This window comes from Sulfurimonas hongkongensis (assembly GCF_000445475.1).
Classification (GTDB): Bacteria; Campylobacterota; Campylobacteria; order Campylobacterales; family Sulfurimonadaceae; genus Sulfurimonas; species Sulfurimonas hongkongensis.
Map to the genome: position 1 here is coordinate 81,697 of NZ_AUPZ01000009.1, position 20,929 is coordinate 102,625.

General features: G+C 36.0%; 16 protein-coding genes. 4 read left to right on the plus strand and 12 right to left on the minus strand.

Features of this window, described 5'->3' with window-relative positions; translation table 11 throughout:
* Positions 1-67 precede the first annotated feature (67 nt).
* From M947_RS19285 to M947_RS19300, 4 genes are read right to left on the minus strand one after another with little or no spacing between them, the layout of a single operon-like run.
* Positions 68-2,284, minus strand: a complete 2,217-nt coding sequence (locus M947_RS19285) for a CHASE2 domain-containing protein (RefSeq protein WP_021287758.1) — start codon at positions 2,282-2,284, stop codon at positions 68-70.
* A gap of 28 nt (positions 2,285-2,312) precedes the next feature.
* Positions 2,313-4,262: a bluetail domain-containing putative surface protein gene (locus M947_RS19290; RefSeq protein WP_021287759.1), complete on the minus strand. Its 1,950-nt coding sequence runs from the start codon at positions 4,260-4,262 to the stop codon at positions 2,313-2,315.
* Positions 4,263-4,278: 16 nt separating this feature from the next.
* Entirely contained in the window at positions 4,279-6,096 is a 1,818-nt protein-coding gene (locus M947_RS23450) for a FecR family protein (protein ID WP_021287760.1), read from the minus strand.
* A 10-nt stretch (positions 6,097-6,106) separates the two neighbouring features.
* Positions 6,107-7,408, minus strand: a complete 1,302-nt coding sequence (locus M947_RS19300; protein WP_021287761.1) for a surface lipoprotein assembly modifier — start codon at positions 7,406-7,408, stop codon at positions 6,107-6,109.
* Positions 7,409-7,744: 336 nt separating this feature from the next.
* On the opposite strand from M947_RS19300, the gene M947_RS19305 reads away from it, so the two are divergent.
* On the plus strand, positions 7,745-8,557 hold the full coding sequence (locus M947_RS19305; protein ID WP_021287762.1) for a formate/nitrite transporter family protein: 813 nt from the start codon (positions 7,745-7,747) through the stop codon (positions 8,555-8,557).
* Here M947_RS19305 and M947_RS19310 read toward each other — a convergent pair.
* Positions 8,521-9,411, minus strand: a complete 891-nt coding sequence (locus M947_RS19310; RefSeq protein ID WP_021287763.1) for an ADP-ribosylglycohydrolase family protein — start codon at positions 9,409-9,411, stop codon at positions 8,521-8,523. The two genes, M947_RS19305 and M947_RS19310, sit on opposite strands and share 37 nt — an antisense overlap.
* A gap of 206 nt (positions 9,412-9,617) precedes the next feature.
* Here M947_RS19310 and M947_RS19315 point away from each other — a divergent pair, with 206 nt between their 5' ends.
* Together M947_RS19315 and M947_RS23520 are read left to right on the plus strand one after the other, a co-directional pair.
* Positions 9,618-9,833: a DUF3185 family protein gene (locus tag M947_RS19315; protein ID WP_021287764.1), complete on the plus strand. Its 216-nt coding sequence runs from the start codon at positions 9,618-9,620 to the stop codon at positions 9,831-9,833.
* Positions 9,834-9,891: 58 nt separating this feature from the next.
* Positions 9,892-10,038, plus strand: a complete 147-nt coding sequence (locus tag M947_RS23520) for a lmo0937 family membrane protein (protein WP_021287765.1) — start codon at positions 9,892-9,894, stop codon at positions 10,036-10,038.
* A gap of 29 nt (positions 10,039-10,067) precedes the next feature.
* Here M947_RS23520 and M947_RS19320 read toward each other — a convergent pair whose 3' ends face one another.
* The 7 genes from M947_RS19320 to aguB form a co-directional block, all read right to left on the minus strand.
* A complete protein-coding gene (locus M947_RS19320) occupies positions 10,068-11,279 on the minus strand; it encodes an ABC transporter permease (RefSeq protein WP_021287766.1) in 1,212 nt (403 codons plus the stop codon).
* Positions 11,276-11,977, minus strand: coding sequence for an ABC transporter ATP-binding protein (locus tag M947_RS19325; protein WP_021287767.1), 702 nt, complete (start codon positions 11,975-11,977; stop codon positions 11,276-11,278). Before M947_RS19325 ends, M947_RS19320 begins: the two co-directional genes overlap by 4 nt.
* Positions 11,974-13,182: an efflux RND transporter periplasmic adaptor subunit gene (locus M947_RS19330; protein ID WP_021287768.1), complete on the minus strand. Its 1,209-nt coding sequence runs from the start codon at positions 13,180-13,182 to the stop codon at positions 11,974-11,976. The genes M947_RS19325 and M947_RS19330 overlap by 4 nt, the downstream gene beginning before the upstream one ends.
* The gene (locus tag M947_RS19335; RefSeq protein WP_021287769.1) at positions 13,172-14,383 is read right to left on the minus strand and encodes a TolC family protein; all 1,212 of its coding nucleotides are present in this window, start codon (positions 14,381-14,383) and stop codon (positions 13,172-13,174) included. Before M947_RS19335 ends, M947_RS19330 begins: the two co-directional genes overlap by 11 nt.
* A 528-nt stretch (positions 14,384-14,911) precedes the next feature.
* Positions 14,912-15,244 carry a CRISPR-associated endonuclease Cas2 gene (gene cas2 / locus M947_RS19345; RefSeq protein ID WP_021287771.1) on the minus strand — a complete coding sequence of 111 codons (333 nt, stop codon included), beginning with the start codon at positions 15,242-15,244 and terminating at the stop codon, positions 14,912-14,914.
* A complete protein-coding gene (cas1, locus tag M947_RS19350) occupies positions 15,231-18,905 on the minus strand; it encodes a type II CRISPR-associated endonuclease Cas1 (RefSeq protein ID WP_021287772.1) in 3,675 nt (1,224 codons plus the stop codon). The genes cas2 and cas1 overlap by 14 nt, the downstream gene beginning before the upstream one ends.
* A gap of 73 nt (positions 18,906-18,978) precedes the next feature.
* Positions 18,979-19,827: an N-carbamoylputrescine amidase gene (gene aguB / locus M947_RS19355; RefSeq protein WP_021287773.1), complete on the minus strand. Its 849-nt coding sequence runs from the start codon at positions 19,825-19,827 to the stop codon at positions 18,979-18,981.
* A 125-nt stretch (positions 19,828-19,952) separates the two neighbouring features.
* Here aguB and M947_RS19360 point away from each other — a divergent pair, with 125 nt between their 5' ends.
* Positions 19,953-20,927: an SLAC1 anion channel family protein gene (locus M947_RS19360; RefSeq protein WP_021287774.1), complete on the plus strand. Its 975-nt coding sequence runs from the start codon at positions 19,953-19,955 to the stop codon at positions 20,925-20,927.
* Positions 20,928-20,929: the final 2 nt, after the last annotated feature.

Genomic DNA, 20,929 nt, shown 5'->3' on the forward strand with positions numbered 1-20,929 from the left:
TCAGGATGATGCTCCACCTATCGTCATTCCGTGCTACGACACGGAATCTCATATGTTTATGATCTCTTTAGCCTTTAGAAGTGTGTACAAATACACCGTTAAACTCTTTTGGTGGCTCTTGTATATAGTGTTCACAACGCTCTATATAAACCTTATATATGGCGTTGTTTGTTTTATTTTCCCACTTTTGCATCTGTGCAAATATAGCAAGTGCTTTTTCAAACTCTGCTGCTTTATAGAGTTTTATAGCTTCATGATAGAGTTTCAGCTCCTCCATAAGTTGCTCTTTTGAGACATCAAAGAGATAAAATTCTTGCTCTTTATCATAGTCATGAATCTGCCAGATCTCTATAGGCTCACTCTTTCCCTTAACGGTTACAAGGTCTAAAAAACGGTAGATATACTCACCTTTTAAACGTTCTTTTGTAAAGTTAGAGATGTTAAGCTTAGAGTTGTAGTATTTGCAAAGTGATTCTAGGCGAGCTCCTAGATTTACAGGATCACCTATAACCGTATAGTCACTTCTTCCACTTGAGCCCATCTCTCCGACAATGACACTGCCACTGTTTAAACCTATACCTATATCAATAATGGGAATTCCTTTTGCATCCGACATCTCTACTACGCTTGCAAATTCAGAGTCTTCTCTTAGAGTTTTGTTTAGCTCTCTTAGGCTATGGAGTTGTTCTAGTGAAGCTGTAACTGCCTTTTCTGCATGGTCTGTAACATTTGTAGGCGCATTCCAGTATGCCATAATAGCATCACCTATAAACTTATCTATCGTACCTCCAGTTTTAATGACGATCTCAGTCATTGGATCCATATATATATTCATAAAGCGTATAAGTTTTTTAGGGTCTTTGATGGCTTCAGAGATATTTGTAAAACCACGAACATCAGAAAAAAACACGGTAACTTCTCTCTCTTTTGCTCCTAAAATATCATCCTCTGATGCAAGAATATCATTCATAACAGCAGGACTTACTTTGCTTGCAAATTTCTCTTTAATCCTCTCTTTTTGTTTGATTTCTAAAAAGTAGTTAATGGCTTGTCCAATTATAAAAATAGAGTTAATAGCAATAAGAGGTAAAATTGTGTTAAAAATAATACCCTTACTAAACATATAAAAGTAGTTACTCCAAACTAAGATAGCATTCAAAATTGCTAGTAAAAGAAATGAACCAATCGCACTTGGCAAAAGAAGAATCAAAAAGGTAAAAAGCGTACCTGTGATAATAATTATAATATCTACACCAGATGCCCAAATAGGCTTTGATAAAAAATCACCACTTAAGATATTCTCTAACGCATTTGCATGGACTTCCACTCCTGGAAAAACAGGGTCAAAGGGAGTGCTTCTTAGATCCAAAAGTCCTGCAGCAGAAGTTCCTAAAAAGACTACTTTTCCTTTTATATCCTCAGTTTTTACTCTTTTTTCATAAATATCTAGCGCTGAAATATAACGATAGCTCCCCTGTGAACCTTTGAAGTTGACATTTAAGCGACCATTATAGTCCGTTTCAATATCCAACTCTCCTAGTCTAATATGACTCAGTCCATTATCATCATAAAAAAGTTTAATCTTTCTCTTGTTTTGGATGATTCGTGCCATCTCTAAAGCAAGTGATGGATAAATAACACCATCATATTCCATAACCAATGGAACGCTTCTTACATTGCCATCACTATCAGGCACAGTGTTGAAATAACCACTAGAGTATGCCGCTTCATGAATGGAGTCAATATTTAAGATAGGGCGGTAGGGTTTTAGCAAGTATGATTTTTGGGGTCTGTTTTTTTCTACTATAATACCGCTTGATTTTGGGTTTTTATCTGCTACTATTGAGTCATTTTGCATAGCAAAAACATAGCCAACAATAGTAGGGGTTTGAGCTATAGTGCGAGCCAAAACTTCATCATAGTCAACTACTCCATCATAAGGGAGCCCTAGTTTTTGAAATACTTTTTTAGGAGAGCTGTTATCAGGTTCAGCAAATACAATATCAAGCCCAATAATGCCTGCTTTATACTCAGAGAGATTTTGCAAAAGAGTGGCAACTACATCTCTGCTCCAAGGCCACTGTCCTAGAGATTTAAGGCTTTTCTCATCAATATCAACGATAATGATATTTTCATTGCCTTTTATTTCGCCCCTTACTTTAAACATAAGGTCTTTAATCTTGTTCTCAAAAGGCATAAAGAACTCCAGCGAGCGCATGGAGAGTGTGACAACGATGCTACCTATAAGCACAGCTAAGATAAAGTGTGCTAAATTTTTGGACATTTTAAAAAGTTTTTGCTCTCATAAACCATTACAAAAGTTCACTAATACTAACATCTGCGCCTAAATCAAATACAGTAGTGCCAACAAGCTCTATCACAATATCTTCACTAGCATTTGCTTGAAACAGATATGTACCCGCTACTGAGTCTATGTCGTATCCAAATGCAACAGTCTCTCCATCTGCTATCTGATTTGAGAGGTACGTAGTTGCTGCACTAAGAGCATCTGTAGAGTCGATAACTACACCAGCAGTGCCTGATGCGTCTTTGAATGTTACTATACCATTACTTATTGCCATCTCTCCTATAATAACCTGACCCACAGTTACATCTTCAAGTGGATCTCCACTGCCCAACGACGCAGCATCACCAGCAATCGTAGTTGATGGTAACATAAGCGTATCTCCATACATACTTATGTCAAAATTATCAATCTTGTCAGTTGCACTACTCGTAGAGTCTCCGCTCGCAATGATGATAGTATCTGGCCCAAGCTCTTCTAGCAGATAGATTCTATCAGCGCCAGCACCAGCTTGGATTAAGTTAGGTCCTTGTGTTGAGATATGAAGAACTTGATCACCATCTGAACCACTAAGATGAACACTTCCTTCACCCTCGATAGTAATACCGTTTAAATCCTCCACACTATCAACTATAGTCTGATCCCTCAAAAGATATATCTTGGTTGTTTCACTCAACTCAACTGTAGTAGTTGCTGTAACGCTACCTTTTGTAAATGTAGCTATATTATTGTCAATACTAAGTGAAATATCACCCGCAGCTGTTGCAGTAAATGTGATAATATCATCTTCTACTTTTACCTTAAAAACCTCTTCTGCCTCTAAAAAGTAATCACCAACGCTGAGTGTGCCAACTGCACCTAAACCTGATGTATCGAGCATCTTTATAAAAAGATCTTTGCTCTCATCAAGCTCGGCAACACTGTCATTGGCATATAGATAAGCTCCAGCATAATCACCACTATCAACAACAGTAATCCCTGCTTCATTTGCCCCAAGATCTGAGAAATTTGTTGATTTTAATACACCATCTATAAGTTCTTGCTCAGATGTAATAGAACTTCCATCTATATCCTCAAAGCGTTCAAGTGAAGATGCAACACTAATAGAGATGCCAGCTCTACTCAAGGGTGATATCTTATCTGTATCAACGCTAAAGTTTTTTACAGCGTCGTACTTAGTGGTAGTAGAATCAGATTCGTAATACTCATCTCCAAAGCTGTAGTACAATATATCTGTGCCTTTACCTAGCTCAATAGCATCTGCACCCTTGCCACCTGTAATATGGTTAGTGCCTTTTGTGTTTACGCTTATCGATGTTGATTCTTCTGCTATGGTTCCTAAGACTACACTACTGCCCTCTCCACTTACATCAGCATCTTCAGCCTGTTTGGCATTTAAAATAAATGTAGCATCTTGATCTACAGATATAGAGGTATTGAGATCTTTAAGAGGATATAAGTCCTCTTTTAGCATAACCTCTCCCTCCATAACACTGACAATACGACCAGTGCTAGGACTACCCAAATCATCTGGATATAAGTAGAATGGTTCACCTGCTGTAGTTCCTAAAATATCTGCCATCACAACTGCAGGAGCAGTGTAGTTTAGATCTGGATTTCCTGAGTAAGAACTTACATTAACGATTCCACTACCTGTGATATATTTACTATCTAATATTTGAGCATCTGCATTGAGTGTGATAAAATCTACTACGATACTTGAAACATTCGAAGCTAATACACTTACAGCATCGCCAATATTAGGTGTAAAGGTATAGGTTTCATTCTGACCATCATATGTCAGAGTAACATCGCCGTTAGATTTGCCAACAGTATAAGTTCCATATCCATCATCTGTTACACTAAAAACTGGAGGCGTTTCACTTTGACTTAGCTTTTGGCTTATATAGTTGTTTACTTTAGATTTAAAAAGTACATCTTTACTATTTTGTGCCATTTTATTCTCCTTCTCTTTACTGTGGTGTTTGTGTTGTGCTGACTTGGTACACGCCCTCAGCTACGGGACTATAATCTGGTGTCATGATACTAAAACTTCCTGCTGCTTCTTTACCCTCAGGACCGTAGAAAGTACCATTTGCCATTGAGTGAGATGCAGGCGATGCAAAACCACTTCCAGATATAGGCATATCTGAAAATTGAGCTAAATCCCCTCCGCCAAGTGTTAAAGTAGCCTTATCATTTCCAAAATCAACCATTAAAGTAGCGGCTCCTGTATCTTTTGTTGCTATAGCACTATCTGAAAACAAAAGAGCATTGTACTTACCATTGTATTCAATAGGCGTTGAGGAGCTATAACCTTGGATAATATTCTCAGGCGTCACACTCTCTCCACCAACCCACAACCCCCGATACTTGGCACTAGAGGCTACACCTGATTCTGTATAAGTAAACTCCACATCCCATTCACCCCATGACATTAAGTCACTCTCTGAGATGTCATCATCAGTTATACTAAACGAGCTAGATGTTATGGCAATATCTGTGATGTTGGTATTTGAACTTGAAATGCTTGCAAATTCACCACTAAATGCTCCGCTTGAGACAGTTCCTGTAAGTGAAGAAGCTGGAGTAAAAGTCCAAGTATCAACTCCCCAATCACCTATCTTGATATATGTACCAGTTGTGTCAAAGACTGAAGTGTCAAGTGCCTTTAAGCTTACTTCAGATGATACAGCAGGAAGGTTGTATGAAAATTTTGAATAACCTTCATTGTCATTTCTGTATGCCACTGTTTGTCCACTTGTTTCAAAAATCACGGCTACTGGCTCAGGATCTGTTGGTGTCGGATCTGGTGTTGGTGTTGGTGTTGGCGTTGGTGTTGGAGTTGGCGTCGGTTCTGGTTCTGGTTCTGGTTCTGGTTCTGGTTCAGGTGTTGGCTCAGGCTCAGGATCTGGTTCAGGTGTTGGTTCTGGATCTGGCTCAGGTTCAGGTGTTGGTTCAGGCTCAGGAAACTCTTCTTCTACACTCTCTTCAATATCATCTACAGTAGTCGTTTGTGCGCTTGTAGTTGTTTGAGATGATATATCTGTTAGAGTTGTGTCAATATCTTCAACACCTGTTGTTCTAACTTCTGTTATAACAAAGGATTCTCCTTGAGAAGAGTTTAAGGCTGTCTCTTGTGTCTCTTGAGGAGAGTTTGAAGTTTTTTCTTCCGTTTCATTTGAGCTACTAAAATTTTGCTCTAGTGCATCATCAATCTCTGCAGGAGTAAACTTCATAGGTTTACTCATGACACCACCCTGTGAGACTGTGACATAAAAACCTTGTGTAATCGTAGACTCTTTTTCTGGTAAACTTACACTAATAGCTCCAAGGGTACAGTAGATATTACTACTCCCATCTTGATTTGCTATAACTGTAAAGTTTGTTCCACGGATACCTATCGTTGCAGTTTTTGTTTTAACTTTAAAGTTCTCAGGAGACATTTTTCCTATCTTTCCTGTGATAGTTCGCATGGCACCACTAAAGAGTCCAAACTGTGCAGAAGGAGTTTTGCTCTCTTCATAAAGATACTCGTTAATAGAGAAACTACTATTGTTACCAACAGTAACAATAGTTTCATCATCAAAAATAATCTGAACTTGACTCTCTTTGATGGTCTTTAAAATATCCTTCTCTTTAAGTTTCGCTCCAAGTTTTGCTTTTATCTCTGCTCCAGCACGGTCGATTAATGCACTTCCTTTAAGTGCTGTAATAGTTCCTACACTTTTTGCAAACATAAGTGAACTAACGATCATCAAAGCAATCAATACATTTTTTAATAGTTTCATGATGTTTATCCTAAAAAGTCTTTATAACACCAACTAAGAGTGTCTGTTTTTCATAGCTAAATACATCTTGGTCGGAATCAACTCTATCATATCGAGCATTGAGTCTTAAGAGTAAATTCTCAAGCATTTTAACACTTAGCCCCACACTTATACTTTTGGCAAGGTCATCTCTTCTTGAGTTAAAGAGTGTGCTATAGTCATTATACTCTCGTTTTCTTATCTGAGCATATAATTCTGCACCGTAAATAGAAGTAAGCTGATTGGCATAAGCTACATCAAATTTATACTCATCATAGTCTACATCCACTCTTGATCCACGCTTTTTTCTCTCTAGTACTCCGGTAATATTTACCTGAACATAAGAGCGTGGCGACAAAATATTTTGTAATCCATAAGATAACTCATAGTGGTTTGCATTTAGATCTTTTTGGTCGTTTTGTTTAAAATCTTTTACTTGATATCTAAAGTGCGTCATGCTTCTTAGAGTTTTTGTGTGTTCATACTCAAACCTTGGCATCAGGGAGAGCGTTTGCAGATAACTCCTATCTCCAAGAGTCATTGCATCTACTCCACCTACCATTTCAAGTGTGTACTTTGTGTATTTGTAAAGAAGACTTGGCATGTAAGAGAAGTAGTTTATATCGTACTCATCCTCTTCAAAATGTCTCTTAAGATAGATGGATGCACTGTTTTTGAGTGCAAAACCATTCGCTTCCCCTATATCGTAGATGTTAACGATACTAGCAAAAGTTTCAACTGCTCCATCAGACTTCTCTTTAGCCGTTGCATACTCTGTTATACCTATATTGTAAGTATCATCTATAGGCGCAGAATTTACATTTGAGTCGTATAAAGTGTTTAAATTGAGCGAGACATAGGTAAATGATTTTTTTTGCTCTTTTATCACTCTAGAGAGATATAGCTCTACATTTTTGCGAACATTTTGGGGGATAAGAGGATTTTTTAGAACTTCTTTAAATGTAAGCTCCGCATTTTCATACATCTTTAGCATATAAAAGGTTCTTGCCTTTTCAAGCTTATTTCTAAGATTGGCAGGCTCTAGCATCTCTACTCTTTCAAAAGCTGCAAGTGCCATATTGTAGTTTCCAATCTCATACGCAGAGATACCAAACATAAAGTTCAAGTTAGCATCAGAGAGATTTGTTATGTATAACTTTGAAAAAAGAGTATATGAAGTTTTAAAATCTTTGGCTTTGTAAGCAGCTGTAGCTTGAGTATAGATCTCTTTTTGCTCTATTGCTAAAAGATGCAGAGGTAAAATTAATACTATGGCAATAAATACTTTTTTCATGTTTTCTCTTTATTTAAACTCATATTTTTAATTTATTGAACCCTCTGATTAATGTATAAGCTAGATTTCGTGTCAAGCACACAATGGCGGCACAAAAACCATCCTAAAATGAGACACGCATTATCCTGAACTCTAAAGAAATATTTTTGCATAGCAAAAAACGATTCTCCTACTTTGATTCAGGATCCAATTTAGTAACTCTTCAAAGCATTCTATTTATAATAAAGTATTATAATGATAGCTATTAAACTCTTAAATATCAAGTTTATGTTGGGCACTCTTCTTTAAATCAGCAGTTTTTACATATAATAACAAAATTTTTATCTAGGGATTTTTATGTCTTATCTGCAACCTCATGAGTTTGTAACGAAAATGGTCGACTCTGGAGAATCCAAAGTCTATATGTCAACTAAAGACACCATCATCAGAGCCTTTATGGCAGGAGCCATACTTGGTCTCGCTGCCGCATTTGCTATTGCAGTCACCATTACAACAGGCTCAGCTCTTGTTGGAGCTATGCTCTTTCCTGTTGGCTTTATCATGCTCTATCTTATGGGTTTTGATCTTTTAACTGGAGTTTTCGTTCTAGTTCCCCTTGCTCTTTTAGACAAACGAGAAGGAGTTACTATAAAGCAAGTCTTAAGAAACTGGGGGCTCGTTTTTTTAGGTAACTTTGCGGGTGCACTTGTAGTTGCTTTTATGCTCTCTTTTGTTCTTACATATGGCTACCAAATAGAGCCAGGCTTAGTTGGTGAGAAGATATCAACTATTGGCGAAGCAAGAACTTTAGGCTACAAAGAGCATGGCATCTCTGGCTGGTTTACTATCTTTATGCGTGGCATGCTTTGTAACTGGATGGTCTCGATGGGAGTAGTTGGAGCCATGATATCCACAACTGTTAGCGGAAAAGCTATCGCTATGTGGATGCCCATCATGCTCTTCTTTTTTATGGGCTTTGAACACTCTATAGTAAATATGTTTTTATTTCCATTTTCTATGATTTTAGGTGGAGATTTTACAATCATGGACTACCTCATCTGGAATGAAATCCCAACCGTATTTGGAAACTTAGTAGGCGGTTTAGCTTTTACTGGGCTTACTCTATACTCAACTCACATTAGAACTGGGGCAAAAAGAGATTTAACATAAGCTTTAATCTTTAACCAAGAGGCCGGAATATCGGAAATGTTCTTACCTTTTTGTGCCATAAAAATGATAGTTGCAAGCATAGCTCTAGCACTTGAGTCTCCACCTGCTTTTGCGTTAGCAATTAGCATCTCTTTAAGATTCTCGTGTCTGTATAACAGATGCACAACTCCGACAAATCCACCATCTATATCACAACTTGGTCCAAAATCTCTGATGGCTTGCAGTGTATCATCACTCTTTGAAGCAACACCTCTATCCACATACGCTTCTGTTTTTGCATCAAATTTATCTTTAAGAGCCATGATAGACTCTTTTATATCTTTGCCATCTAACACTTCAAGCAGTAAAGTGGCAAAAAACTTAGCTGTTGTTATAGCCTTATCTGAATTATGAGTACATTTTACAAAACTCTCTACATTTTGCAAAAACTCTTTCTTTGAATTTGAGACTAACAAAAGTGGAGCAATCCTTCCAACAATGGATAAATCAGTTGAAGACGCACCACTAGCAGAGATATTGTTTTTGATATTTATCAGAGTATCTTTTGAAGAGCCATCGATATATCCATCATAACTACTCATTTTATCTGCCCAAAACTCTACATATGCATCTGCATCAAACTTATCTTTATCTTTTAAAAACTCATATAACCATAAAGTTTGATCCCCATAGTGGGTAAAATCTCCAGCCATTTTACCTTTGTGCCAAGGAGCTTTTGCATCGTTTAACTCATCCCAATCTATATCAAGATTTTCAAGCTCTTTTTCATCATAGACCCAATGCGATCCTAAAGAGTAAGCATCAGCCACCAATGAACTAAGCACCAATTCTTTTACTTTTTTCTTATCAAACATTTTAGCTCCTTAGTTTTTATTTATATATATTTTAAGCCATATGTATCTTACCATTTTATCAATTTTGTTCCCTATTATTTTTCACAACAATGCAAATAAGAAAATTAAATAATTTGATTTAACTGCCTAAAAATAAAATATTATTGTACAATAGTGTTATCTGCAATGATAAAACATTTCAGCTCTTTAAAATTTAGGAGTTTATCATGGGAAAAGGTTTAGGAATCTCCGTAAGAGTTATCGGTCTCATTTTAGCGGTTGTAGGGGTTGGTTTTGCAGTGTGGGGGTATCAGTTATCTGGTTCTATCGGATCACAAGTGACACAAGTTGTTACTGGTGCAAATACAGATAGGGTAATGACTTATTATATTATTGGTGCTGTGAGTTTTGTCGTTGGCATCTATCTTTTACGCAAAAAGTAAAGAATTAGTTTTTAATGGGCTATACTCCAAAAAAATTTATTAACAACAGGAGAAAAAAATGCTTGAGACTATTGCAATAATCCTGATCATTCTTTGGCTTTTAGGATTTGTCAGCTCATACACTTTGGGAGGATTTATTCATATTCTCTTAGTCATTGCACTCGTAGTTATTCTACTTCGTGTTATTCAAGGAAGACGGATATAGAGGGTCCAAAAAGGACTCTTTATAAGATTCTACTCATGCCTTAGAGCATCTATAGGGTTGAGTCTTGCCGCTTTTCTCGCTGGAAAATATCCAAAAACAACTCCTACAATTGTTGAGAAGAAAAAGGCTACTAAAATTATAGGTATATTAAAAATAAGTGGCAATTCAAAAAAGAGTGCAACCCCAATTCCTGCACCTACCCCGACAATAATGCCCAAAATCCCTCCAATAGAAGCAAGAACTATTGACTCTATTAAAAACTGCAATAGCACCTCCCTCTCTAACGCTCCAACAGCGAGACGTATACCTATCTCACGTGTTCTCTCTGTAACAGAGACTAGCATAATGTTCATGATGCCGATACCACCAACTAAAAGACTGATGGCTGCTACTGCTCCAAGTAAAATAGTGAGTATCTGTGTCGTAGAAGAGAGAGTTTGAACCATCTCTCGCATATCGTGGACATTAAAATCATTCTCTTGCCCAACCTGAATCTTACGTCGCTCCTGTAAAAGTGAGATAAGAGATGCTTTTACACCCTCTATTGATGAAGCGCTGTTTGCTGAAATCATAATTCTTCCTATCTCCTGATTTCCACTTATACGTCTTTGAAACATTTTTATAGGTGTTACAATAATGGCATCTTGATCCATTCCAAACATTGCCGCACCTTTTGATTCAAGCAGTCCAACAATCTCACATGAGAAGTTCTCAAGTCTTATAAGCTCTCCTACAGGATCAAGTGTGCCAAAGAGTTCTTTTCTAACTGTCTCACCGATAACACAAACAGTTTTTCCACCTTGAAGTTCTGATGGTAAAAAATCTCTCCCTGAGGCAAAAACCCAATCTTTAACTATAAAGTAATCATTATCACTTCCCTCAACAGTGGTTGCATAGTTTTTATTAGCATATACTGCTTGCATTTGGCTTGAGCTAACAGGAGCGACGCCGCGGATATTGATAATCCCCCCTTTAAGTGCATCAATATCGCTATGGGTAAACCTTCGAGCCGTAGAGTCAGTGCTTGGAGGACCCTGTCTTTGCTGCCCTGGTATAACCATAAGCATGTTTGTACCAAGTTTAGAGATGCTCTGTGTGACATAGGCTGTTGTAGCATCTCCTAGCATTATCATCGCAATAACAGAAGCTATCCCAATAACAATTCCAAGCGTTGTTAACACCGAACGCATAACACTTCTGCGAATTTCACGAAGAGCAAGTAAAAAAGCATTCCAAATCATAAATCTGCTTCCGAATCTTCGATGTACTCTATAGCGCCATCTCTAAAATGAACCCTTCTTGAGGCATATTCTGCCATCTCTACCTCATGCGTTACCATCAGTATAGTAATTTTCTTTTTACGATTAAAAGATTGTAAAAGCTCCATAATCTCTATACTTTTTGCACTGTCAAGGTTTCCGGTTGGCTCGTCTGCTAGTAAAATAAGCGGCTTTGTAGCAATAGCACGAGCGATGGCAACACGCTGTTGTTGCCCACCTGAGAGTTCCCCGGGAGTGTGATGTGCGACTTGCTCAAGTCCAACACTCTTTAGGGCGTCCATTGCCATCTCATGTCTCTCTTGTGCATTGTAACCACGATAAAGAAGTGGAAGTTCTACATTTTCTATGGCAGTTGTTTTCCCAAGCAGGTTAAAACCTTGAAATATAAAGCCAATATAGTTTCTCCTCAGTAGTGCACGCTGATCTCGGGAGAGTGCCTCAACATTGATCCCCTCAAAAATGTACTCTCCGCCACTTAGAGTATCAAGACATCCTATCATATTCATAGCAGTTGATTTGCCAGATCCACTAGGTCCCATGATGGCTAAAAATTCTCCACGCTTGACTTTTAAATCTACACCGCGCATCGCATATGTTTTTGCTTCATTTTCGCCATATGTTTTTGTAGCCCCTCGTAACTCTATGATAAATTCTTTCATGACTCTTTTATTCCGATTAGAACAAGATCCTTTTCACTAAGCTTTGATTTTTTTATAACAGTTAAACTACCATCACTCTTACCTACCTCAACCTCAACTCTAACAGGTTTATTCTCTCTTAAAGTCCAAACATGGTGTTTTAAAGCATCCGCTTTAACATGCCTAGAACTATTTTTCTCTTTTATAGGTGGAGTAAATCGGAGTGCTGCATTTGGTAAAACTAAAACATCTTCTAAAACATCTGTGACAATCTGGGCTGTAACCGTCATTCCCGGTCTTAAAAAAAGCTCAGAATTGTCCACATTTACAACAGCATCATAAGTTACTACACCGTTTACTATTTGGGAATTAAGACGCAATTGTGTTAGCGTTCCCTCAAAAACCATCTCTGGATAAGCATCAACGCTAAAGTTTACTCTCTGCTGCTCTTTTACATCTGCAATATCTGCTTCATCAACACTTACAACTACTTTCATTTTAGTCAAATCTTCTGCCATAGTAAAGAGTACAGGTATCGTCATAGCCGAGACTACACTCTGCCCTGGTTCAACTTTTCTATCTAATACCACCCCGTTTATAGGAGAGACAACAGCTGCTTTTTTAAGATCATCTTGTGCAGCCTTTAGCTCAGCACTAGCCTGATCACGCCCAGCTTTTGCAGCTTGCAAAGAAGCCTTTGCTAGTTCATAAGTAGTAAAAGCAGAGTCAACTTCCTGCTTTGATGGATAGTTTCCATTAGTTGCCTCAACCATTTTTTTTACTCGAATCCACTCCTTTTTTGCCTTGTTTAACGAGGCAGTGGCTTCTGCGATATTTGCTTCAAGTTTTGCAAGTCCTGCTTGGTAACTTGTTACTTTTGAGGATAGTTTTACCGTGTCAAGTCGTGCCATCAGCTGCCCTTTTTTGACTCTCTCGTTATAATCTACTAAGACCTCGCTTATGGTCCCTGAGACTTCTATACCTACATCAACTGTATTTGTCGGCTCCATATTTCCAGTTGCTAAGACCGTTGTAGTAATGGTTTTTCTCTCTAAAGTAGTTGTATGATAGTTTAACTCTTTATCTTTTGCCCCATATGTAAGATACCAAAAAATAGCTCCAGCGATAAGAAGCACAAAAAGAGAAATCCATATATATTTTTTATAGCTGCTCTTTTTGTTTTTACCTATATTTAGAGTCTCTTCTATCGTTTTGTTATTGTCCATCATCATTCCTCTTAAGTGCAAAATGGAGCTTTGCCAGCTCAATTTGTATGTTTATCTCACTTAGTTTTATATTTAGTTCCTCGATCGCTTTTGTATTTTTTATAGTTTGTAAATCATACCCCGTTTTTTCTCCTGTGTTTACTCCTGCTTCTATAGCTTCAATAAGCTCATCATACAAAGAGAGATTTTTTAAAGTTATCTCATTATAGCTACGATAACTCTCTATAAGTTCTATCGATTGGGTATAAGAAGCTTTGGTATTTCTATACATATCTGCAACTTGGGCAGCTTGTTTTAAGTAACTAGCTTTTGCTTCTTGCGTTGTTGCCGTCGCATTGTATGTAAAGGGCACATTAAGCATGACTCTTGCACCATAGTAATTTCCATCATACTTGTTTTCATACTTTTTTGAATCATACTCTTGATATCCAACATTGGCACTTAGTGTAACGCTGGGCATATAGCTACTCTTTGTCACACTATAAAGAGACTCATAACTTTTTGTTTGCAAGCGAAGGAAGTTTAGATTCAAATTGTTTTGAAGATAGGTCTCTTTCTCTATAAGAGTAAATTTGGGAAGTAAAAATACAGCTGGATCAACGTCACTTAACTTTGAGACTTCTTCTCTTAGCTGTGCGAGCATATACTTGTGTGTAACTAAATTTTTCAATTCATCGCTTTGTGCCATCAGTGCATTGTTTAACTCTGTAATATCAGCCTTACCTACATCATAGAGTTGTCTTTTTATAAAAATTTCTATCTCTTTGTTTTTAAGTATCAACTCACTCTGCTTTTTTTGGTAGAGCGTTTTTTTGTAGTTTAAAAGTGCACTAAAAAGCTCTTCATTTATAGCTGCTATCTCTTTTGCAAGTGCAATCTCATCTACTCTTTTTTTGGCATCTGCATACTCTATCTGGTATGTTATACCTCCAGAGCGAAAGATATCTTGAGAGATGGAGACTGAGATATTTGAGGTTGTGCCATAATCTCCTGTATATACTTTATCATATCCATAAGAAGCTCCTAAATTAAGAGGTGCTATCCAGTTGTATCTTAGTTTTTCATACTCTGATTCATATCTATTTTGTTCTTGAAGCAAAAGATTTTGCTTCTCTTGAGAAAGGAGCTCCTTATCATTAGCACTTAGTGATATGAAAGCTAAAAGATGAAATATTATATAAAGAGGAACACTATTTTTCATTCTTATCCTTAAACTTTTTAGAAATCATGTAATTATACACTTAAAGAAGATAGCTATAGAAAATGAAGAAGAAATGAGTCGCTTAGGCTTTAATAATTTAAAAAGTTGACTTTAAAGGTGTAACAGTTATACCCATCTCTACAAACATTTTTGGTGAAGACTTAAGAGTTTTTATACTCAAAAGAGACAAACTAAAAAAACAGAGTAAGGTTTGCATCAATGAACTTTGCACCTTAGACATAACTAGAATACAACTAGACAATCTCCCAACAACTCTCTTAGAAGATAAGCTTGAAGAAGTAAACATGAAGCTCTTAAGACATTTTAAGACCCCTGCAAACCCCTTTGTGCTAAAATAGGGTCTCATACAGCCTTGTATAGTGGGGCGTATGAGAAGATTATGAGTGGTAAAATTTGACTTTTCATCTTCTTTTTGAGTACAATATTTATGTTTTAGCACAAAGGGGTTTGTGTAGCGGGACTTAAAATAATCCTTCGACTTTATTGTCGTTGGAGATTTTGGAATCATCAAAATAGCAATAGCTGTTTTGGTGCATTCTTTTCATTTTCTTCTTTTGTACCTACGATTATATCCATATTTCCAAACTGCTTATCTGTAAACATAATCATCCTTATGCTTCCTTTTGCTATGTTTGAAGCTATAAAATCTTTGAGCCTTTTTTTTCCATTTAAAGTTGATTCGTAAGAGTGAAATGAGCGAATGTAGATAGAAAACTGCATCATCATATACCCTTCTTTTAGAAGCTCACCACGTAAATAACGGTACTTCTTTCTTGCTTTTTTTGTATCGGTCGGCATATCAAACATTACCATTAGCCACATAAATCTATAAGCACTCATCTTCATACTTTTCAAAGTCAATGCTTGGGAGCATTAAGTAGAGTATCTTTTTTTGAAGCACACATTTTTGTAACGATTGGACTGTCATATCTATTGCAGTTCTTATATTGCTTAGACCTCCGTTTATAGCTACGAATTCTAAATTTAAAATATTGACATATTCTTGTTTTATTTGGCTAGTTAAGGCCTCATCATCATATTTTAAAAGAGTTAGTTTTACATGCAGATCCACAAAAGCTCTATATGGTTCTATCATATCATCTGCAAGATTAAAAGCGTTGAAATAGTTTTGATGGTGGATTCCAAAAGATGGCATAAGCCCCGCATTTGTGAGTGAACGGACAACAGCACTTCTTACAATTGCATAGCAGTAGTTAAGCGAAGCATTTTGCACATCTTCTGCTCCTTTTTGTACTCTTACAAAGTTTTCAAATAATTCGCTCCAGTAGATTCTTGCTGCTTTTGCTTCTACATTTTCCTCATCATTTGACTTGACACCCTTTGCATACTCGTAGAGAATCTTAGAAGATTTTTTTCTGTTAAAATAGTTTAAAACTGATGCTTGATTTTTCACTTTTGTTTTAACTACTTCTTGCCAAAGTTGTTTTTTAAGTGGTTTTGATATATCTATCTGGTTGTGCTTGGATACTTTGTTTTTTACATAACTTCTTATGTCAATCCTTTGAAGTTTTAGTTTTTTAGCATCTATAAAACTACATCTAAGACAGACAAGTGAAGGAGCTGTATAAGCCAAGCCTCCTCTTACTTCTATAGAAGCATCCTCTCCTACTCTTTTTACTCTTCGTATCTCATTACCGTTTACATCGTATAGAGGCTCATTCATAGTATCTCGTACTTTTATATCAAGCTCGGCTTTATCATCTTTTGTGATTGCAAAAGCCGATTGGTTCAAGATATTTACGATGGCATCTCTTTTTTTTGCAAATACTTTTGCTGTAAAATCTTTTGGATTATCTTGAGCAACTTGGATTTTTTTATAAATCTCTTTATTAAATTTTTTATAAAATTCATCGGAACTCATTTTGTGACTCGGTTTGACTTTATCTAGCAGAGAACCAATCGGCACATAGTAAGCCAAATTTTTCTTAGATTGAATCGTCTCATTATGTGCCTTTGTTCCTATCGGTTTTTTAGAGACCCAAAAGGCTGGAGTTTTAAGAGTTCCATCAAGTGCTTTATAAAAAGGACTCTCTTGTATATCTTGCATGTAACTCTCTCTTATATGGGCAATTATATGATTAGGGGATGTTCCTTCTATGAGTGGAACAATCTTTTTAAAGTTCTCTTTTGCATTTTGTTCGGTAAGCTCATAATTTTTCTCAAAATTTGTAGAGATATTTTGTAAGTAAGATTTACTCATTAAACCTAGGAGAATAGCATCCTCGGCATGATGAAAGTTTGTATCACGAGACTTGTTATCGACACTTAGTATGCGTCTTAGGTAACTTGTAGCACGCCCAGAGATAGACATCACTCTTTGATTCTCTTTGAGTCTGTCTGTAAAAGGGTAGTAGCGTTTTAAAATCTCACCCAAAAGTTTTTCAGTATAGCTTGTTGCATGGAGCGATACATCATCTTTTACCTCTTTAAAGGTTTTATCTAAGCTCTCGGCTAAGAGATTTATTTTTTTCTTCATATTTATCTTATAGGTTTTTTTTAACTCTTCTACAAAGTCAATATAAATTTTTCTCTTTTCTCCACTTAAATAATCAAGAGGTAGCTTATTACCTTTTTTAGCATTTTCATTTTTTAAATCAAGAGCCTTGTTGTACTCTGCATTGCTTCCGCCACAAGCACGAGGAACAATGTGTTCTATCTCTGTTTTATCACTCAAGACTTCATCAATACTAAGCGGTTTATGTGAGTAGATTCCTAGTCCTTTTTGTTGCTCCCAAAGCTTAAGTTTTAGAAGATACTCTTTATTATTTTGAAGATTTAATCCCTTTGCTTCAAAATGTTTTTTGTATTTTTCAATGAGCTCTTGCCACTCTTTTTCATTTTTTTGGTTTGCTCTTCTAATGTCATTTTTTACATCATCAGGCTGTGAGAGTTCTCTAGTAGATTCTAGTTTTATGATATCAAAAGGTCCATGTTTGACATGCAAATCAGTTATAACTCGAAGTGCCCATGAGACTAGAGATTTTACAGCATGGTTAGATATACGATTCTCATCTATCTCGTACTGTAGTTTTCCATCTTTATTTTGAGATTTTAGATATCTAATGCCTTTTAAAAAATCGGAATAGTTTTCGCTTTTACTGACTTTTAAAATCCCTTTTGCATCACTCTCATTTTTACCCTCTTGCATTAAAGCAGTTAAATCTTTTAATGCTTTTAGTGAATAATTTGAAGTTCCTTTTGATTTATGTTTATGAAGTTTAAGAGTAAAATCACAAATCTCATCTTTGGTAAACTCAAAATTGTATTTTTTAAAAAGTATTTCAATGTTTATTAAAAGTTTTTCAGGATTTATATTTAGATGTATCTCTGTTGCGATTTCATCAAAGATTTTTGCAGATGACTCTTGTGCTAAGATGGCACTTAAAATTTTACGATTCAATTTTTTAAAAGAAGGAAGAAAATTAAATTTAACAAGAGTATTTGCCTCTTTTTTTCCTTTAAGCATTTTATACTCTTGAAAATTATTGATTTTTACATATTCATTATCAATTCCTAGTATCTTTTTAAAATCTTTTACACTATAAGAGCTTTTGCACTTCAAACTATTTATATCTTCTAAAAGTGCTTCACGCAACTGCTCTTTTTGCTCTAAAGTTGCATCAGCACCGTCAATCTTCAGATCTCCAAGTAACTTATATAGTTCAAATATATCAAATGAGTATGAAAAAAGAGGTGCACATATCTCATCTTTATAGATTAGACATTTATTGATATTTTCTGGATTTAGCGTAACAGCTTCTTGCGGGATGATGATGTTTATCACTTCATTGGTAAATTTAGCGGCCAACTCATCACTTTTAAAAAAATCAAACTTTTGCTGAGCTCCTAAGATTTTTTCTATCTCTTTTTTTATGTCTTCTCTACGTATCATATAGCGGTAGTTACCATGATTTCTAAAAGTAGGATTCTCTTTTTGAGATTCTAGCTCCCAAATAATTTGTGCAGATGTTTTCTCTTTGTATTTGCACTTTAGAGCATCTAAGTATGCCAGTGTTTCAGAAAACTTCTCCAAATCTTTTGGCATCTGGATTTCATCACTCCCGCAATCACCCATCTTCTCTTTTGCTTCAAGTTCGGCTATCAAATCTTCTATTTTTAGTGATTTATACCCTCTATGCTTTGCCATAAATCTAAAAATTGCATAGAGCTCATCATTGTCAAGTTTTCTCTTAAATGCATCTACCGCTCTTAATTTCCAAATATCATATCTCTTTTTTTCTTGATACTTAAGGTGATAAGAGGCAAAGAGCTGCTTTATCTCTTTAATCCTCTTTTTTTTCTTATCAAGAAGATTTCGAGATTGTTTTTTCTCTCGTCTTTCTTGTTGGGTACCACTATCATGAGGATTGTCACGCATTACTACGCCATAATCTAAAAGAGAGTAGCTATTTTTTTCAAGCTCTTGCATTACAGAATATCCGCAAGAGGTAACGCCTAAGTCTAATGATAAAATATTCATAAAAGATCCTTATATTTTATTAGATTTAAACATCTTACAATAATTTATTTGTTTAAAAATCACATTATCTTATTTATATTTCTACTAAAACCCCATAAGATGTTGGTTGTCTATCTCGCAGAAGTCCCCAATACTCTCTTTGTTTTGCTATCTCCTCTAAATCAAACTCTGCATAAATAATCTCTTCTTTATCTCTTGAGGCCTCAGCAATTTTTTTGCCCGTGTAGTCTGTGATGAAAGATGAACCGTAAAATGTTAGAGTACAACTCTCCCCTACTTCTTCGCCTATACGGTTTGCAACTACTACTGGAACTGTGTTTGTAGCGGCGTGACCCATCTGAACTCTTTGCCAGTGGTCTTTTGAGTCAACATGAATTTCTGGTTCACTCCCAATAGCAGTAGGATAGAAAATAATCTCAGCACCCATCAGAGTTAGAGCTCTTGCTGTCTCACAAAACCACTGATCCCAACAGATACCAACTCCAATCTTAGCGTACTTTGTGTTATAGACTTTAAAGCCACTATTTCCCGGTTTGAAGTAAAACTTCTCTTCATATCCAGGTCCACAGGGTATATGAGTTTTTCTATAGTTGTCCATAATTTTGCCATCAGCATCTACCACAACTAAAGAGTTAAAATACTCTTTAGCACTTTTTTCAAAATAACTAACAAGCAAAACAACACCTAGCTCTTTTGCAAGAGTTGCAAATCTCTCTATAAGGCTACTGTCTTTAAGCTCTGAGGCTAAAGAGAAGTACTTATCATCCATATCTTTACAAAAGTACAAAGATGCAAACAACTCTGGTAAAAGTATGATTTTTGCACCATTTTTATTTGCTTGTCTTACCAAAACCTCAGCATTTTTTATGTTGGCATCTATATCTTGGCTCATCTGCATCTGTATAGCTGAGACTTTTATCATTTTTGTATCCTGTGGGGAAATAATAGTGTCATTTTACTATAAATTTTGTATTAATTTCTTATATTTATTATAACTTAACTAAATATTGATTATAATTTTACAAAATTTACAACCAAAGGAATCTGATGCAAACTTCTGTCTGTGTAGATGCAAGATCACTCGAATACTTTCCTGTTCAGTTGTTTGCTATTATCATGGGATTATCTGGATTTGCTATAGTTTTTGCTAAAGCTTATCATATTTTAGATTTTTCATACTGGTTTTATGCATTCATACTTTTTATTGACACACTTTTGTTTTTAGTCATATTTACCTCTTATATGTTAAAAATAGCGAGTTACCCAGAGGCTGTTAAAGGGGAGATAAACCATCCTATAAAAAGCTCTTTTATGGCTAGCATCTCTGTTAGTCTTTTACTTCTAAGCATAGCTTACTATGACTTTGCACCGACTCTATCTATAGTGCTTTGGTTTATAGCCACACCTCTGCAACTCTTTTTTACGCTTGTTGTTATGAAGTACTGGATTCATAACGACCTAGAAGTAGTTCATAGCAATCCTGCGTGGTTTATCCCCATAGTTGGAAATGTTTTAGTTCCTGTTGTTGGAGTCGATGCAGCGCCAATCTTCGTCTCACTCTTTTTCTTCTCGCTTGGGATGTTTTTTTGGATAGTGCTTTTTACTATTATGATCAACAGAATCATCTTTCACAATCCACTAGCTAAAAAGCTTATACCAACTTTTTTTATCTTTATAGCTCCGCCTGCGGTTGGATTTGTCAGCTATCTTAAAATCACAAATGGTTCTATAGATATGTTCTCAATTTTTCTATACTCTATCGCGCTCTTTACGCTTTTACTGCTTTTGTTTATGTTGCGTATGTATGATGTAAAGATGTTTTTCATTTCTTGGTGGGCATACACTTTCCCACTAGCTGCCATCACAATAGCCACACTTTTAATGCACAATATATATCACTCAACTTTCACATATATAGCATCTCTATCACTCATCGCTTTTTTAACCCTAGTAGTTGGCTACGTAGCCCTAAAAACCATCCAAGCCTTCAAGGCTCAGAAAATATGTATATCAGAGGAATAATA

Coding starts and splice junctions, on each gene's coding strand:
- M947_RS19285 (WP_021287758.1), bottom strand. CDS start 2,284: ATGTCCAAAAATTTAGCACACTTTATCTTAGCTGTGCTTATAGGTAGC.
- M947_RS19290 (WP_021287759.1), bottom strand. CDS start 4,262: ATGGCACAAAATAGTAAAGATGTACTTTTTAAATCTAAAGTAAACAAC.
- M947_RS23450 (WP_021287760.1), bottom strand. CDS start 6,096: ATGAAACTATTAAAAAATGTATTGATTGCTTTGATGATCGTTAGTTCA.
- M947_RS19300 (WP_021287761.1), bottom strand. CDS start 7,408: ATGAAAAAAGTATTTATTGCCATAGTATTAATTTTACCTCTGCATCTT.
- M947_RS19305 (WP_021287762.1), top strand. CDS start 7,745: ATGTCTTATCTGCAACCTCATGAGTTTGTAACGAAAATGGTCGACTCT.
- M947_RS19310 (WP_021287763.1), bottom strand. CDS start 9,411: ATGTTTGATAAGAAAAAAGTAAAAGAATTGGTGCTTAGTTCATTGGTG.
- M947_RS19315 (WP_021287764.1), top strand. CDS start 9,618: ATGGGAAAAGGTTTAGGAATCTCCGTAAGAGTTATCGGTCTCATTTTA.
- M947_RS23520 (WP_021287765.1), top strand. CDS start 9,892: ATGCTTGAGACTATTGCAATAATCCTGATCATTCTTTGGCTTTTAGGA.
- M947_RS19320 (WP_021287766.1), bottom strand. CDS start 11,279: ATGATTTGGAATGCTTTTTTACTTGCTCTTCGTGAAATTCGCAGAAGT.
- M947_RS19325 (WP_021287767.1), bottom strand. CDS start 11,977: ATGAAAGAATTTATCATAGAGTTACGAGGGGCTACAAAAACATATGGC.
- M947_RS19330 (WP_021287768.1), bottom strand. CDS start 13,182: ATGGACAATAACAAAACGATAGAAGAGACTCTAAATATAGGTAAAAAC.
- M947_RS19335 (WP_021287769.1), bottom strand. CDS start 14,383: ATGAAAAATAGTGTTCCTCTTTATATAATATTTCATCTTTTAGCTTTC.
- cas2 (WP_021287771.1), bottom strand. CDS start 15,244: ATGAGTGCTTATAGATTTATGTGGCTAATGGTAATGTTTGATATGCCG.
- cas1 (WP_021287772.1), bottom strand. CDS start 18,905: ATGAATATTTTATCATTAGACTTAGGCGTTACCTCTTGCGGATATTCT.
- aguB (WP_021287773.1), bottom strand. CDS start 19,827: ATGATAAAAGTCTCAGCTATACAGATGCAGATGAGCCAAGATATAGAT.
- M947_RS19360 (WP_021287774.1), top strand. CDS start 19,953: ATGCAAACTTCTGTCTGTGTAGATGCAAGATCACTCGAATACTTTCCT.